Below are 16103 nucleotides of genomic sequence, written 5' to 3'. Positions count from 1 at the left end.
GGCAGATTAGAAGTTAAATACCTCGTCAACCTCTTCTTCAGTGAAATCCCATGTTGTGTTGTGAGGAGGGCATTCTTCTTTGAAGAATTCTGGCAAACGGTCATCGGCTTTGGTAAAACCAGCCAGCTCGTTAAATTTACGTTCAGCACGTAGTACAGTTTTACCCAATTCTGTAACGTCATCTGCGGTCAAAGTTAAACCGTATTGAGCGTTAAGCATATCGATGATAGCCTGGAATGCATCTGGATTATCTAAAATGCAGAAGGCTACAAACAAGCAAAGGCCAGTACTATCAACAGCCGCAGTGGCGATTTGCAAGTTACGAGAGAGTTCTACCTGACCACCCTTGGCGAGGGGATCTACGAAACCACCGACTTTAAGGATGTTGGTAGCAACCGCATACCCTGCAGTGTGGTCCGCACCCATGGGAGTTGTGGCATAGGTTAAGCCAACGCCCTTAACCGCACGGGGATCATAAGCAGGAATTGCTTGTTTCTTAACAACGGGAACCCTAGCTACGCCGAAGGCTTGACCAGTAAAGGCAGCACCGCTACCGATAATACGGCCTAGAGGAGTTCCTTGGCCAATTTGTTTGATCAGATCGATTGAAGCTGCAGCATCTCCCCAAGGAATAATACCAGCTTCCATTGCTACACCTACAGTTACGGAAGTTTCAATACTGTCGATACCAATATCATCCATCAGACGGTCACACTCAGCAATGGCATCCAGATTATCAATGCAAGCATTGGCACCAAGAGCCCAAATGGTCTCATATTCAAAACCGCTGGTAAGATATTTACCTTCTTTATCATGATAATGTTGGGAGCAGCGAATAACACAACCAGCATGACAACCGTGAGATACTTTACCGCCACGGGCTTCAATAGTGGCACTCATGGTCTCACCACTGATGTTGTTAGCCCATTCGTTGCGACCGGCACGGAAGTTTTTGGTAGGCAGGCCACCAGCTTCATTCAGAATATTCACCAGTACGTTGGTACCAAAACCAGGTAAGCCTTGACCTGTAACTGGATGATCCATTAGTCCTTTAGCAAAGCGCTTAGCTGCAGCTTTAAAAGATTCAGGATCTGCAATAGGTACACCTTGGGCACCGGCGTCATCGATAACGATGGCCTTTACTTTTTTGGAGCCCATAACAGCACCTAAACCACCCCGACCAGCACTGCGGATATTGCCTTCGGGGTCTTTCACAGAAATGTTGGCAGAAGTTAGTTTCATTTCACCAGCGGGACCAATGATCATTACACCAACTTTTGCACCATATTTTTCACTTAAAACGCGGATTGCTTCGTAGTTGCCTTTGCCAATAATTTCTGCTGGAGCTTCTTCAACAAAAGCACCGTTTACTGTTACTTTAATTACATAGAATTTATCATCTTCAGGCATTCCTTCAACTACTACACCTGCAATACCCATTTTAGCTAACTTCTGAGCTGCGGTACCACCAGAGTTACTTTCTTTAATACCGCCAGTTAAGGGACTCTTACTTCCTACGGACAAACGACCAGAGTTTGCACAGTTGGTTCCACCCAATAAACCCGGGGCAAAAATCAGTTTGTTGTTGGGTCCTAGGGGATGACACTTGGGTTCTACTTCATCCAGTACAAAACTTGAAGTTAGGGCGCGGCCAGCCAAACCAATATACTTCTGAGGAAGTTCTTCAATTTTGGCTTCTTTGGTTGTCATGTTGACACGGAAAAGTTTGGTCATAATAAATATACCCCCCTGCTGGTATTTTTTGACATTCTGATGAATATAAAAAGGGATGCCCTAGGGCACCCCTTCCTTTGCACAATGGCAGGCACGACAATTACTCATCGCACCCCGTTTACTAATTCCCGGTGGGAGATTAATAAATCGGAAGCGTAAAATAGACTATAGATTTAAAATGCCAATTTTAAATTAAATCTGAATTTTTCTTATAGTTTGTTAGTTCGCCATCAAACTATTAATTCCTTCTTTCTTTTTTCTTTTTTTAAAAAAAATACTCTAGCCTAACTATTCTCAATTCGAACTAACGCAAAATACATACCAACTGCAGAACTGTAAAAAATGGGTAAAACGTCCTATTTTAGTACAGAGAATTGTTTCGCATAAGATCATTTGTGTCATAACAAAACACAAAAAACGACAGGGATTTCATTATGCAAGTACCCTGTCGTTTTTTGTCCTTAACTAATGATGTTTATATTATATTCTTTAGCCTTACGATACAGTGTATTGCGGCCAATACCTAAAGCTCTAGCACTCATGCTGACATTACCATTAAAAAAATCTAATGTTTCTTCAATAGCCCTGGCTTCTATCTCGTTAATTGACAAAGGAAACACTGTGGTAATACCTTTTTTTCCCATGGTACGATGTATAGCCCGGTAAAGAGTGTCAATCTTTCGATAAAGATCTACTAAAGTCTCCTCGTCCAGTTGATCTAAATCTTCATAGTTAGTATTTAAAATATCAGTTGTTACTTTATCTCCTTGCTTAGATAGATCCAATTTAACATTGTGATCTTGATTAAAAAATTTACCGTTTATTTTTCCAGATAAATGTTCGGGCAGAACAACTAGACTATCACATAAAGCTAGGGCTTGTTCAACCGAATTGGCCAATTCCCGGATATTACCAGGCCAGTGATAGTTCATCATCGCTTCGATGCAGGATGGTGAAAAGGTTGGAACAGGACCATCATTTTTTTCCCAAAAGCGATTTACAAAATGTTCGATAAGTTGAGGAATATCTTCCTTTCTCTCCCTTAAAGGTGGAAGAACTAAGCGAATTACATCTAAACGATAAAACAAATCCTCTCGGAATTGCTTTTGACTGACAGCCTCTTCTAAATCTACGTTTGTTGCTGCAATAATCCTCACATTGGTTTTGACGGGTTTTTCACCGCCTACTCTTAGAAATTCACCCGTTTCTAAAACCCGCAATAGTTTAACTTGAATGGCTAAGCTTGCTTCCCCTATTTCATCTAAAAAGAGGGTTCCGTTGTTGGCTAATTCAAAGATCCCTTTACGTTGTACGCTAGCTCCGGTGAAGGAACCTCTTTCATGACCAAAAAGTTCACTTTCCAGCAAATTCTCTGGAAGGGCACCGCAGTTGATAGCTAGAAAAGGTCTCTCGCTCCGCTGACTTGCAGCATGTACGAAACTAGCTAAGACTTCCTTACCAGTACCAGTTTCACCATGTATTAATACGTTAATATCCTTTGCCGCAATTCTTTCTGCAATGGACATTAGTTTTATCATCTGAGGTGTTCTGCCTACCTGAAAACCAATTTTCTCAGCGACTTGGCTCCAGCTATAGGAATCATTACCAGTTTGCTCAACCGTTTTCCCAAAGTGTATTGCCTTTTCAATTAACTTTTCTATCAAAGCAATGTCATCAAAGGGCTTTTCTATATAGTCAAAGGCACCATATTGTATGGCTTTTACTGCAGTTCGAGTGGTACTATAACCAGTCATAATAACAACTTCACATTGGGGTTGGACATTTTTAATATGCTGTAGAAGACTAAGGCCATCGGCATCAGGCAGCTTCATATCCACCATGGCTACGTCGTAATTTTCTTTAGCTATCAACTGATGGGCTTGGGCGCCTGAAGACGCAACACCAATCCGATAACCCTTAGACCCTAAGAGTCTGCTAAAAAAAGTCCCTACAGATTGCTCATCATCAATGATTAAGATACCAGGGTGATTCTTCATTAGGCCTCACCTCCTGTTTGCTTTAAAGGCAGCATAAATTTAAAAGTACTGCCTTCCCCTAGCTGACTCTCGACCTTAATGGTTCCCCCATGAGATTGGGCAATTCCTAAACTAACAGAAAGTCCCAGGCCAGTTCCTTTACTTGTTTCTTTACTGGTAAAGAAGGGGTTAAAAATTTTATTTAAACCTTCCGGCCCAATACCACATCCATTATCACGCACTATAAGAACAACCCATTCCATATCCTGATCAATTTCTACTGAAGTAGAAATCCAGATATTCTTTTCGCCTGTGTTTTCCTCCAATGCATCCCTAGCATTAAGCAGCAGATTAATCAAAACCTGTTGAAGTTGGTGCCCATTTGCTAGAATACAGGGAGTATCATAGTCTAGGTTTTGGATAATATTGATATTGTTACGATTTATTTGATAATGAATTAAGCTTAATACCTTTTCCACCTGTTGATTAATGTCAGTTTCAACCAAATTAAAATTACCTTGGCGGGAGTAGGAAAGTAGGTTTTGAATTATTTTCTTACAACGCATACCACAGCTAATTATATCATCTAACCATTCCGAACGATGGTCTGCTTTCCCCATATCTCTCTGCATCATTTGTGCAGTACCAATGATCACTGTCATGGGGCTATTAAGCTCGTGGGCGACACCTGCAGCCATCTCCCCAATTGCAGCCAGTTTTGCCGAATGCATTAACTGAGCTTCCATTTTTTCTTTTTCTGTAACATCCTTAACATGTAATATAACAGAATAGATTTCTCCATTTGTCTCTGTCATAGGGTAGTAAAAAGTGTCAAAAATAGCCCCCTCATTCTGAATTTGACGATAAGCACCCCGGCCTGTTTGATAAACCTCTTCAAGGGGACAGTTTTCACAGGGAGCATCCCTATGCCAGATAACACGGAAACATTTCAAATCATTCCGAGGATATTCAGGTAGGCCTAAAAACTTTTCATTCTGCAAATTATGTCTTAATACCTTATAATTTTTATCTATAAGAAAGATCGGGTCTGTTACTGCCTTAAAGGTTGCTTCCCATTCTTGCTTACCTTTGGAAATTTCTTTATACAAACGGGCATTCTCAATGCAAATAGCTAACTGATCTGCCATTTGTTCGATAAATTTCAGCTCAGATATACCGTAGGCCGATGCTTGTTTATCACCTACAATGAGAGCCCCAATCACTTGACTTCTTACCATCAATGGAACAATGGCTACAGACTTTAGTCCCAAACTTCCCACAGGATCATTTCCATTTACCAATGGACTAAATTCCTCTTGGTTACTATCCATATTAATCAGAAGACGTTCACACTGACTATAGGATTGCCAAAGCACAGAAGTGACTAAAATAGGTAGTCCGACACAGTCACTAACTGGTGTAGCAGCAGTCATAATAAGTTCATCATTTTCAGACAGGGCCAATCCTAAAAAACAGCATGGAACTGCCTGTGGGAGTTTATTATAAACCCGCTCTACTATATCAGCTAGAGACATATCTATGTTAATATCCTTAATTAACTGATGTAGAATTTCTAATCTATTGATCTGAATTTTTATTTGCTCATTGGATCGTTGCACTTCTAAATAATAATTTAATTTAGAAGAATTAACCCCTGTTAGATTTTGTATTACAGTTAATTTATCTTCAAACATAGTTACCTCCCTTAAAGGGCTCTACGGTATAAAGCTTCTATTTGCTCTGAACAACAATCCCTGGGATTGGTTACCAAGCATGTATCCTTTAGGGCATTGGCACTTAGTTTTGGTATATACTCTTCTTTCATACCCACCTGAGCTAATTTATTGGGTATACCTATATCTCGGAACAATTTACGTACAGCACAGATACCCTTATCTGCTGCTTTCCATTTATCAAAACCATCAGTTTGTACTCCCATGGCCTTGGCAATATTGGCAAACTTTTCACCACAGGAAATCAAATTAAATTCCATTACATATGGCAAAAGGATACCATTTGTTTCTCCATGGTGCAAGTCCAGCAGCCCGTCCACTTGATGAGTCATAGCGTGGGTGGCACCCAAAATGGCGTTGGAAAAAGCCAAGCCTGCCTGAAGACTTGCCATTGCCATGGCAGATTTAGCCTCAAGATTAGTTTTACTGGCAACTGATTCCCTAAGATTCAAAGAGATTAAACGAATGGCAGACAGGGCGTGAACATCCGTAAGGGGCGTTGCTGCCAGAGAAACATAGGCCTCAATAGCATGGCTCAATGCATCCACACCAGTGGCTGCGGTCAGTCTAGCACTTTTTGATTGCAATAAAACGGGATCCACAATGGCAATATCTGGCACCAATGATTTAGAGATAATGGCCATCTTAGATTTTCTTTCCCTATCTACAATCATGGAAAATTGTGAAACCTCTGAACCAGCCCCACCAGTACTGGCAACTATGACCATTGGAGGCAAGGGGCTGGTTATCTTATTTACACCCTCATAATCCTTTATTTGACCACCGTTGGTGGCTAAAATGGCAATGGCCTTTGCTACATCAATGGGACTACCTCCACCCACAGCGATAATACCATCACATTCGCTATTTAAATAGTGTTTGACCCCATTGGCAACTTCAGAATCCTTAGGGTTGGTAGTTACATCACACCAAATTTCAGTACCAATACCTACTTCTTGTATAAAACTTAAGGCTTTATTTACCCAACCAGTTTCCATCACACCATGATCACTAACCAAAAAAGCCTTCTTTATACCTAAACGGGCTGCACTTTCACCCACCTGACTTAAGGCCCCTAGTCCAAAAATTACTTCTGGTGCCACAAATTTACTTATTTGAAGCAAACCGTTTTTCAGCATGGGCAAAACACCCCCATTAGCTTTTAGTCATTAGCCTTTAGCCTTTAACTTTTATGCTAATAGCTAATGACTAATGGCTAATGACTATTATATAAACATTGTACATGTTCAGTTGCATCCCTGCAAACAAAAAATCAGGTGGACAATATATCCACCTGATAAACTATATTAATGGGGCTTAGATGGCATTGTTAATGGCAAGTTACTACTACAGAGCAGCTTTGAAAATACCAATGATATCTTTTAGAGTGGCTTTTCTGGGGTTAGTGAAGCTGCAAGCATCTTTCATAGCATTAGTAGCCATGATCTCGAGATCTTCTTCCTTAACGCCCAGCTCAGTTAAGCCGGAAGGAATTCCTACGTCGGCAGACAATTTTTGGATAGCAGACAGGGCCTTGTCGGCAGCTTCGCGAACAGACAGACCTTCTACATTTTCACCCATTGCAACTGCAATATCAACAAAACGTTCGGGAGAAGCGATCAGGTTAAAAGCTTCTACATGGGGTAACAGAATCGCATTGCATACGCCGTGAGGTAGATTATAGAAACCACCTAGTTGGTGAGCCATAGCGTGAACATAACCTAGGGAAGCGTTATTAAAGGCCATACCAGCGAGGAACTCAGCATAAGCCATTTTGTCACGGGCTTCCATATTTTCACCGTTTGCAACGGCAGCACGCAGATTCTGGGAAATCAACTTCATAGCCATTAAAGCCGCAGAGTCAGTCACAGGAGTAGCTGCGGTGGAAACATAAGCCTCAACAGCGTGGGTCAAAGCATCCATACCAGTGGCAGCTGTCAGTGCTGGGGGCATACCTACCATTAATAAGGGGTCATTAATAGCAACGTTGGGTGTGCAGCGCCAGTCAACAATTGCCATTTTTACATGGTTGCTAGTATTGGTAATAATGCAGAAACGAGTCATTTCAGAAGCGGTACCAGCGGTGGTGTTCACTGCTATAAAAGGTGGCATTGCCTTGGTGCTCTTGTTAATTCCTTCATAGTCACGGATGTGGCCACCATTAGTAGCAACGATACCAATACCCTTAGCACAGTCGTGGGAACTACCACCACCAAGAGATAGGATCATATCAGCACCGCACTCTTGATAAACTTTCAGACCATCATGAACATTCACATCGGTTGGGTTTGGTTCTGCGCCAGCATAAATAGCCACCTTGGTACCTTGAGCTTCTAACAGTGCTTTAATATCTTCAGCCATTCCACCGGGACGTCCTAGGAAAGCATCGGTAACAATCAAAACATTGGAGCCGCCCATAACTTTTACTTGATCAGGAATTTCCTTGTGAGCTCCTACACCCATGAGGTTAACTGTAGGGATAAAATAACCAAATACTTGTTCTCCAACTGCCATAATTGTGACTCCTCCTTAATGTGTTTATGTTAGGGGTATTTTCCCCTTTTTTCTTTAGCTGACTACTTATATAGCAATTCGCATGCCAAACCATTCAGTATTGAACAAATTTTCATGCAATAGAGTAAATTGGGACTTTTCACCCTATGTTGTATAGTCAGAAAGGCCTGACAACACTTGTTTTCGACTCAGTTCTACTTTTTCATATGTCTGAAAATTTGATATATTGCCACAGGCTTGAATTGTTTGATAATAAGGCCGTTTAAAGCAGTGATCTAAAACGATACATCTAACTCGTTGCATTATAGAACATTATTCCTATTCCGAACAGTTCACTCTCCGAACGACCCGTAAGTATCATCTTGTAACAAAAAAACAGAAAATACAGTAAAACATGAGAAGGAATAAAATGCCTATTGATGAAAATATTAAAAAGCTGCTAAAAAATAATAGGATGTGATTCTTGTGACCTATTGGATAAAGTTTTTTGGATTATCTTTAGCTTTATTGATAATCCTACTGGGTTGTGGACCTAACAACACTCCATCAACTTCCCCCAATACATCGCCAAAGATTCCTTCACCTGTACCTCAAAGCATTACAATTACAGCAGTGGGCGATTTCCTCATGCATATGCCTGTGATTAAATCTGCCCAGCTAGATGACGGTTCCTACGATTTTAAGCCGATTTTTACCGAAGTAAAGACACTTTTAAGTTCCGCTGATCTTACTATCGCCAACTTAGAAACACGATTAGCAGGAAAAGAAATGGGTTACTCTGGTTATCCAGTGTTTAACTGCCCAGAGGAATTGGCACTGAATATGAAAGAGTTGGGCATTGATGTAGTTGCAACAGCTAACAATCATAGTTTGGATCGTGGCTGGGTGGGAATTACCAAAACACTGGATCACTTAGAGTCAGCAGGTCTCCAGGTTCTAGGGACCTACCGCAATGCTGAAGATGCCCAAAGGGTCTTTATCACAAAGATTAAAGGAATTAATATAGGCATTATGAATTATACAGAAAATACAAACGGTATTCCCCTGCCCGAGGGACGAGAGTACGCAGTTAACTTACTCCAATCTGATAAAATTCTCAAGGATATTGGGCAACTTAGGTCTTCCGGAGCAGATATTATCATAGCCTACCTCCACTTTGGCACTGAATACCAACGACAACCTAATGAATACCAAAGAAAAGTTGCGGAAGAACTTTTCGTGCAAGGGGTAGATATTATTTTAGGTGACCATGTCCATGTTATTCAACCAATGGATCTTAATTATCACTCCAATGCTAGTCAGGATGAAAGAAAATTTGTTGCTTATTCTTTAGGAAATTTCATTTCCAATCAGAGCTGGCGTTACTCAAATTGTGGTCTAATTGCTAATATGGAGCTGGTAAAGGAATCGGAAAAAGTAACCCTTAAGAAGGTTGATTATGTGCCTGTATGGGTAGACACCTATCAATCAAATGGCCAAAAAAAATACCGGGTACTGCCGGTACAAAAAGCCATTAAAGATTTTGAAACAAAAAAGGATCCTCTACTAACCGAATTGGATTATAAAACCATGCAACAGGTCTGGCAAGATACCACCACCCTGATTACAGATGCGTGCCCGGCTATTTCCCCGAGGAACATTAATGAAGCAAGTAAAATATAGTAATATTAGCCTTACACAAAAGTAGACTGTAACATCCCTCTCATAATTACATAATATGGAAAAACTTTAATTAAGAGGGGTGATCCAATGTCTTTATCCAACCACACATTAGATAATCTACGCATGGCTAATTTAAAATTAAAGATTATTTTGATTGCTTTGGTCTGTTTTTCCTTATATTTCTGCGTTACTGTACTGGGCTTTAATCAAATTTACACCTCTCAAGTATTCTTACCACTTCATACTAACATTGAATTCTTCTGTGTCTTTGTTGCCCTTTGCACCTTTACAGTAACTTGGTATTCTTACTTAAACAACTGTTCCATTTACAGTTATTTTATAGGGCTGGGACTTTTAGCTGTGGGTCTCATAGATTTGTTTCATTTTTATTCCTACGAAGGAATGCCTCATATCTTTGCCGAAGCCTGCGCCAACCATGCAACATTGTATCATGTTATCGGTAGATTGCTAATGTCCATTATTTTTTTAGTTAGTGTTTTTTTATACAGAAAAGAATTTTGTTTCATTAAAACCCGTTGTCGGTTTTATTTTTTGGCAATAACCCTTGCTCTAGTTTTTTTAGTACTTATCACCGTGTCAATGAACTCCCCAATTTATCCTGTAATGTACGAACCAGGTATCGGTCTTACACAGGCTAAGATATTTTGTGAATACCTCATCATCACCATATTTGCTGCATCGATAATAGGCTATTCATTTTTATACCGAAAACATATGGATGTATATTTACAGCTTATAATCAGCACATTGATCATTTCACTCTTTAGTGAGTTATGTTTTATCTCATACGAAAATGTATATGACACTTCAAACCTTTTAGGCCATATCTTTCGTTTTGCCTCCTATGTACTAATTTACGTAGCCATCTTCTTAAATAACGTAAAAAAACCCTATATACAATTAGAAGCTGCCCGAGCGGCCTTAGAAAATGCCAACAACTCCTTAGAGGAGAACGTTCAAGAAAGAACCCGCGATCTGCAGGCAGCCAATGAGCGGTTGGCAAGGGCTGCTACCCATGATTACCTTACAGGTGCCATTAATCGGATGGAATTTGCTAATCTTTTTAATCAGTTAACAAAAGATGAAGGAAGCATTCATTCCGTTATTGCCCTTGACTTTGATTCTTTCAAAAAAATAAATGACACTTACGGCCATGCTATAGGAGACAAATGTTTAAAAACCTTTGTCCAGGCAGCTAAGAGTGTTATTCGCCCAACAGACACGGTGGCCCGTTTCGGTGGTGACGAGTTTATGCTGCTTCTCCCTCATACTCCAAGGGAAGGGGCTAAGGTTGTGGGAGAAAAAATTCGAGCACACTTGTCCAAAGTTGCCGACCCTCCCTTTACCATTTCAATGGGCATAGCTGAGTGGCCTAAGGATGGACGTAAAGAGAAGGATTTATTAACCTATGCTGATGAGTCACTCTACACCGCAAAAGAGAAGGGAAAAAACCAGATTGTATAGTAATATTTAAGGGCCAGCCAATACCTGCTGGCTCTTAGTATAAATTTTATAGTAATGTGAGGTTATGAAAAAATGCCCTCAACCTTCCGATTAGGTCTTTGCCAAATTAAAGTCGATACCCTTAAAGAAAAAAATTTATTATTGGCACAACAAGCTGTACAGGAAGCTGCTTCAAAGGGCTGCCAAATAGTAGCTCTTCCTGAAATGTTTAACTGTCCCTATGGCAACGAATTCTTTCCAAGTTATGCAGAACAATTTCCACATGGCGCAACGTTACAAGCCCTATCCTCTTTAGCAAAAGAACACAAAATTTATCTAGTAGGTGGCTCCATCCCTGAAAAAGATCAGGGCAGTCTATATAACACCTGTTTTATTTTTGGGCCGGAGGGCCAAATACTAGCCCGACACAGAAAAATACACCTCTTTGATATAGATATACCTGGTGGGATCACCTTTAAAGAATCAGATACTCTTTCCCCCGGCAACAGCATAACAGTTTTTGATACGCCCTTTTGTCGTGTCGGTGTTGCGATCTGTTATGACATACGTTTTCCAGAACTGGTGCGTTCAGTGGCCCTGAAGGGCGCTCAGTTATTGTTGTTACCTGGGGCATTCAACATGACCACAGGTCCAGCTCATTGGGAATTAACCATGCGGGCCAGGGCTTTGGATAATCAAATTTACGTAGCTGCTATATCACCAGCAAGAGATGAAAAAGCTGATTATGTGGCCTTTGGTCACTCCTTGGTTACCACCCCTTGGGGGGATGTTTTGGTTCAGGCTGATGAAAAACCTACAATCCTAACCGCTGACATAGACCTAAATTTCCTGACCCAAATCCGTCAACAACTGCCCTTATTAAAACACCGCAGGGAACAGGTTTATTTTTAAAAATGCATTGACAAAAATTGAAGTGAGGTGAAGAAAATGCCCAGAAAAATTATTGTTTTGGACCCGGGGCATGGCGGGCAAGATCCTGGTGCTGTCGGTAATGGACTACTTGAAAAGGATCTTACTCTGCAGATGGGGAAAAAAATTGCTCAAAGGTTGAGTATCTATGATATCACAGTAAGATTAACCCGAGAAAATGACACCTTTCTCTCACTGAATCAAAGAGCCGACTTTGCGAATAACCTTAAAGCCGATTACTTTTTATCAATCCATGTTAATGCTGGCGGTGGAACTGGTTTCGAAAGTTTCATTTATAATGGTGGTGTAAGTTACACTACCATTAGCCTCCGCTCAGTGTTACACAATACATTAATGAGTTTTTTGCGCAATTATAATGTTATTGACAGAGGTAAAAAAAGTGCTAATTTTGCTGTCATAAGAGAAACAAATATGCCGGCAGCCTTAATTGAAAACCTATTCATTGATTCAGAAAAGGATGCAGCTCTATTAAAAAACACAGAATTTATCACTGATCTATGTGAAAATATAGCCCATGGACTGGTAAAAGGCCTTAACTTAACCCAGATAATACCCACCCCAACTCCCCCACCAATTCCTAAACCTACCCAATCTCCTACTATTTGGGACCCCCAAGGAGAAATACAACAATTAATTGATGCAGGTGTTCTTGCTAATAATCACCCAGCTGACAAACCAATAACCTGGGGTGAATTCGCAACTGTCATGAATAGAGTATTAAAAATAGTTAAATAAAAAAGGCATAAATATAATTGATAGCAAATATAATTATTAATTATAATGTTAAAGGTATGAAAATAAATGGTATAATACTTTTGGTGATTATAAATGAACCTATCAACTTTACAAACCTTTATTGTAGTTGCAGAAAAAAAGAATTTATCATTGGCAGCCCAGGAAATCCACATTACTCAACCCGCCATTAGTAAACAGCTCAGTGTGCTGGAGTCTTATTTTGATACTGTTTTGGTGGAGCGAAAAGGAAGAGGGGTCAATCTCACACCAGCTGGTGAGGTATTTTACCGACATGCCCGGGAAATGTTAGAGCTAATGAACAAGGCAGAACGTGAACTCCGACAGATGTCCGGGGAAATTCGGGGTCGTCTGATTATATGGGCCAGTACCATACCCGGTCACTATATCTTACCTCCCATTATTGGCACCTTTAAGAAGGAATACCCCGATGTGCAAACTGTGCTGCAGATTGGCGATTCCAAGGAAGCCATCCGTAAATTATTGGAAGAGTCTGCCCACTTAGCCGCTGTGGGAAAGTTACCCAATAACAAACGCCTTGAGGGGATAAAATTTTTTGCCGATGAACTGATGGTCATAGTACCAATAGGTCACCCCTTGGCGGAATTGAACGAGGTAACCATTGAAAGACTGGCAAAAGAACCCTTAGTATGGCGGGAAATAGGATCGGGAACCCGATCAGTGGTAGAATCATTCTTGGCCGAAGGCGGTCTTTCTCCTGATAAATTAAATATTGCACTAGAGCTGGGCAGCACTGGTGCCATTGTAACAGCCGTTGAGGCAGGAGCAGGGATTTCTATTGTGTCTCGTTGGGCAATCCTCAAGGAACTGGCCCTTAATAAAATTTCCTCACTTAAAATTAAAGACTTACCGATGCAACGTGATCTTTACTTAGCATATCCCCGCCGCAAAAACAAAAGCCCTATGGTGGAAGCATTTATTAAATATGCCCTAAAACAAAATCCCCCTGCCTAGTGCAAGGGGATTTACTGCTATACAGATACAACTTCTTTTACTTCAGGAACAACTTGCTTGAGCGACCGCTCAATCCCATTTTTCAGGGTATAGGTTGCTCCGGGTCAACCACCACAGGCACCTTTTAGCTTAACACTTACAACACCAGTAGCTTCATTTACATCTACTAGCTCAACATCCCCGCCATCTCTTTGCAAAAAAGGACGTACTTTTTCAAGGGCCTCTTTAACCTTTTCACGCATATCTGTTTCACCCCCTTGTTTGCTGACATGTTTTAAATATCTCCATATTGGCTGATCTTTATGATTAATTAAAAACCATTTGCAAATGACCAACACTACATAACTTGTCCTTCTTTTTACCTAGCCGCCCTCCAGGATCAGGTCATTTCATCACAAAATTATTGTAAACTATTTTAATGTCATTTTACAAGAAATATTTGATTATATTTCCATTGTTTGCTTTACAAAATTAATTTTTTAGCTAAGTTGATCCTACCAGTCAGAAAATCCAAGTTTTAATACACAAAAACCGGAAAAAATTTTTTCCGGTTTGGTTTAGCATAGCTTACATTATAATTAGTGTTATTAAACTATAGGTACTTCGTTCTTCTATTTGTTTGATCACATTAATCTGTTCTATTAAGTCATTATTAATCTGCTCCAACTGTTGTGATAACATGTCATTGGGATTCTCAGTTAACTGCTGCTCCAATTCAGCTTGTTTTTGCTTCAGTATTATTAAGCATTCAGTGGCTTCTTTGTGTTGAGTACTCAAATCTTTTTCCAAAGGTAGAAAAGTTACAACTGCACCGACCTTTTGTAAAGAACTGCATATGGTACCATAGGAATTCCTTGCCACTTTAATTTCTAAAGTACCACCTTCATTGCTTCCAGCGTAAGTAGAATATATCAATGCTCCATTACTTTGCACAATCTGACTGATTACTTTTAAGGATTCTTCAACTTGATCAACATCCAATTTCAAAGTAGCACTGCTTGCAACTAACCCCTCACTGGGCCTAGGAACAAAACTCTCCACTTGTTTAATCACCGGATTTTGAGTGACCGGCTTAACAGGCACAGAAGTCACGGGTTTATTACTGACGGCAGTGTCTTTCCCTTTTTCCTCAGAATTCTCAATAATAGGGGAAGAAACACCTGTATCAGGTTTTTGATCCTTTTCCGATACAGGTTTATCGGTCTGCTGTGTCTTGTTTGTTTTGGTTATTTGAGGTTCTTGCTCTGTTATTATTATTTCTTTGTCATTGATTACTACAGGTAATATAGTATTACCCTCTTTTTGCCATAGAGAACTAATACCCAAGGTCATAACCATTACAGCAGCCACTGCAGCAGAACGATACCAATTACTCTTGGCAATACTTCTAACGTTAGATAGCCAGCCCTTTTGTTGTATTTGTTTTTTAGCGATCTCTATATCATCGATTTTTGCCATTAATTTTGCGTGGAAATCAACTGGTGGGGTCATTTCAGGAAGTTCCTGCAGTAATAGCATAGCTATCTTGAGTTCTTCGTACTCTGCTTTACATTTAGGACAGGAAGCCAAATGAACCCGAACTTCAGTACATTCGTCGGAATTAAGTACCTTATCCAAGTAAGGAGATAGCATATTTAAGGCATCCTTACATTGCACGGAACATCCCTCCTTTACTTAGCTAGACGTTTAGGTTGGGATATAAGTTCCATTTTCTTACTGATCTTTTCTTTTAATGCCTGCCTTGCACGGCTTAGCCGTGATTTTACTGTTCCTAGGGAACATCCGAGGATCTCAGCTATTTCTTCGTAGGCTAACTCTTGAATCTCACGCATAACCAATATTTCACGGTAGTCATCAGATAAGGTATTTAAGCAACTTTGAATCATTGCTTGTGTTTCGCTACGATCTAGCATTTCTTCAGGACCAGGATCATTACTACGAATCTCATATGTATTATTGTTGTTTTCATTCGAATTATCATCCAATGATACTGTTGGTCTGCGTTGCCTTTTACGTAGCTCGTCACGACAGACATTTACGGTGATATGATAGATCCAGGTGCTAAAACTAGAATCACCCCTGAAATTTGGCAATGCCTGATAGATTTTAATAAAAGCATCCTGAGCCAAATCTGAGGCATCTGCATGATTACCCATCAATCTGTAGGCAATGGTGTAAACTTTATTTTCATATAAACGAACGAGGTGTTCAAATGCTTCTCTATCACCTTTTTTGCTGCGTTCCACAAGTAATTGATCTTCCAGGGGCAAGGGTCCCCCTCCTCTTTTTGAAAGGTTTATTAATCTCTTCCAAATTATTTATAAGCATACACAAAGTTTCC

Annotated in this window: 13 protein-coding genes; 5 read left to right on the top strand and 8 right to left on the bottom strand. The window is 40.2% G+C overall.

Annotation, left to right across the window (positions count from 1 at the left end):
* Window positions 1-6 precede the first annotated feature (6 nt).
* The 5 genes from ACYQ03_RS08575 to ACYQ03_RS08555 all read right to left on the bottom strand — a co-directional run bounded on the left by ACYQ03_RS08575 (window position 7) and on the right by ACYQ03_RS08555 (window position 7957).
* Complete coding sequence (locus ACYQ03_RS08575) at window positions 7-1734, bottom strand: aldehyde ferredoxin oxidoreductase family protein (protein WP_459909229.1); 1728 nt, start codon at window positions 1732-1734, stop codon at window positions 7-9.
* A gap of 461 nt (window positions 1735-2195) precedes the next feature.
* Window positions 2196-3731, bottom strand: a complete 1536-nt coding sequence (locus ACYQ03_RS08570; protein WP_459909227.1) for a sigma-54-dependent transcriptional regulator — start codon at window positions 3729-3731, stop codon at window positions 2196-2198.
* Entirely contained in the window at window positions 3731-5404 is a 1674-nt protein-coding gene (locus tag ACYQ03_RS08565; protein WP_459909225.1) for a GAF domain-containing sensor histidine kinase, read from the bottom strand. The genes ACYQ03_RS08570 and ACYQ03_RS08565 overlap by 1 nt, the downstream gene beginning before the upstream one ends.
* A gap of 11 nt (window positions 5405-5415) precedes the next feature.
* A complete protein-coding gene (locus ACYQ03_RS08560) occupies window positions 5416-6582 on the bottom strand; it encodes an iron-containing alcohol dehydrogenase (protein ID WP_459909223.1) in 1167 nt (388 codons plus the stop codon).
* 208 nt (window positions 6583-6790) lie between these two features.
* A complete protein-coding gene (locus ACYQ03_RS08555; RefSeq protein WP_459909222.1) occupies window positions 6791-7957 on the bottom strand; it encodes an iron-containing alcohol dehydrogenase in 1167 nt (388 codons plus the stop codon).
* A gap of 465 nt (window positions 7958-8422) precedes the next feature.
* On the opposite strand from ACYQ03_RS08555, the gene ACYQ03_RS08550 reads away from it, so the two are divergent.
* The 5 genes from ACYQ03_RS08550 (at window position 8423) to ACYQ03_RS08530 (ending at window position 13762) form a co-directional block, all read left to right on the top strand.
* Window positions 8423-9619 (top strand): CapA family protein, encoded by a 1197-nt coding sequence (locus ACYQ03_RS08550; RefSeq protein WP_459909220.1) that lies wholly within the window; start codon window positions 8423-8425, stop codon window positions 9617-9619.
* An 87-nt stretch (window positions 9620-9706) separates the two neighbouring features.
* Window positions 9707-11104 (top strand): sensor domain-containing diguanylate cyclase, encoded by a 1398-nt coding sequence (locus ACYQ03_RS08545; RefSeq protein WP_459909218.1) that lies wholly within the window; start codon window positions 9707-9709, stop codon window positions 11102-11104.
* Between the two features lie 72 nt (window positions 11105-11176).
* On the top strand, window positions 11177-11995 hold the full coding sequence (locus ACYQ03_RS08540; RefSeq protein WP_459909216.1) for a carbon-nitrogen hydrolase family protein: 819 nt from the start codon (window positions 11177-11179) through the stop codon (window positions 11993-11995).
* 36 nt (window positions 11996-12031) lie between these two features.
* The gene (locus ACYQ03_RS08535; RefSeq protein ID WP_459909215.1) at window positions 12032-12769 is read left to right on the top strand and encodes an N-acetylmuramoyl-L-alanine amidase family protein; all 738 of its coding nucleotides are present in this window, start codon (window positions 12032-12034) and stop codon (window positions 12767-12769) included.
* Between the two features lie 93 nt (window positions 12770-12862).
* Complete coding sequence (locus tag ACYQ03_RS08530) at window positions 12863-13762, top strand: selenium metabolism-associated LysR family transcriptional regulator (protein ID WP_459909214.1); 900 nt, start codon at window positions 12863-12865, stop codon at window positions 13760-13762.
* A gap of 17 nt (window positions 13763-13779) precedes the next feature.
* Here ACYQ03_RS08530 and ACYQ03_RS08525 read toward each other — a convergent pair whose 3' ends face one another.
* The 3 genes from ACYQ03_RS08525 to ACYQ03_RS08515 form a co-directional block, all read right to left on the bottom strand.
* Entirely contained in the window at window positions 13780-14004 is a 225-nt protein-coding gene (locus ACYQ03_RS08525; RefSeq protein ID WP_459909213.1) for a NifU family protein, read from the bottom strand.
* A gap of 325 nt (window positions 14005-14329) precedes the next feature.
* Window positions 14330-15418: an anti-sigma factor family protein gene (locus tag ACYQ03_RS08520; RefSeq protein ID WP_459909211.1), complete on the bottom strand. Its 1089-nt coding sequence runs from the start codon at window positions 15416-15418 to the stop codon at window positions 14330-14332.
* 14 nt (window positions 15419-15432) lie between these two features.
* A complete protein-coding gene (locus tag ACYQ03_RS08515; protein ID WP_459909209.1) occupies window positions 15433-16032 on the bottom strand; it encodes a sigma-70 family RNA polymerase sigma factor in 600 nt (199 codons plus the stop codon).
* Window positions 16033-16103 lie beyond the last annotated feature (71 nt).

The sequence above is a fragment of the Desulfotomaculum defluvii genome, assembly GCF_054657375.1.
Note: the sequence above shows the minus strand (reverse complement) of the source record. Positions and strands in the feature narration are given on the sequence as shown.

Coding starts and splice junctions, on each gene's coding strand:
- ACYQ03_RS08540 (WP_459909216.1), top strand. CDS start 11,177: ATGCCCTCAACCTTCCGATTAGGTCTTTGCCAAATTAAAGTCGATACC.
- ACYQ03_RS08535 (WP_459909215.1), top strand. CDS start 12,032: ATGCCCAGAAAAATTATTGTTTTGGACCCGGGGCATGGCGGGCAAGAT.
- ACYQ03_RS08570 (WP_459909227.1), bottom strand. CDS start 3,731: ATGAAGAATCACCCTGGTATCTTAATCATTGATGATGAGCAATCTGTA.
- ACYQ03_RS08555 (WP_459909222.1), bottom strand. CDS start 7,957: ATGGCAGTTGGAGAACAAGTATTTGGTTATTTTATCCCTACAGTTAAC.
- ACYQ03_RS08530 (WP_459909214.1), top strand. CDS start 12,863: ATGAACCTATCAACTTTACAAACCTTTATTGTAGTTGCAGAAAAAAAG.
- ACYQ03_RS08575 (WP_459909229.1), bottom strand. CDS start 1,734: ATGACCAAACTTTTCCGTGTCAACATGACAACCAAAGAAGCCAAAATT.
- ACYQ03_RS08560 (WP_459909223.1), bottom strand. CDS start 6,582: ATGCTGAAAAACGGTTTGCTTCAAATAAGTAAATTTGTGGCACCAGAA.
- ACYQ03_RS08565 (WP_459909225.1), bottom strand. CDS start 5,404: ATGTTTGAAGATAAATTAACTGTAATACAAAATCTAACAGGGGTTAAT.
- ACYQ03_RS08545 (WP_459909218.1), top strand. CDS start 9,707: ATGTCTTTATCCAACCACACATTAGATAATCTACGCATGGCTAATTTA.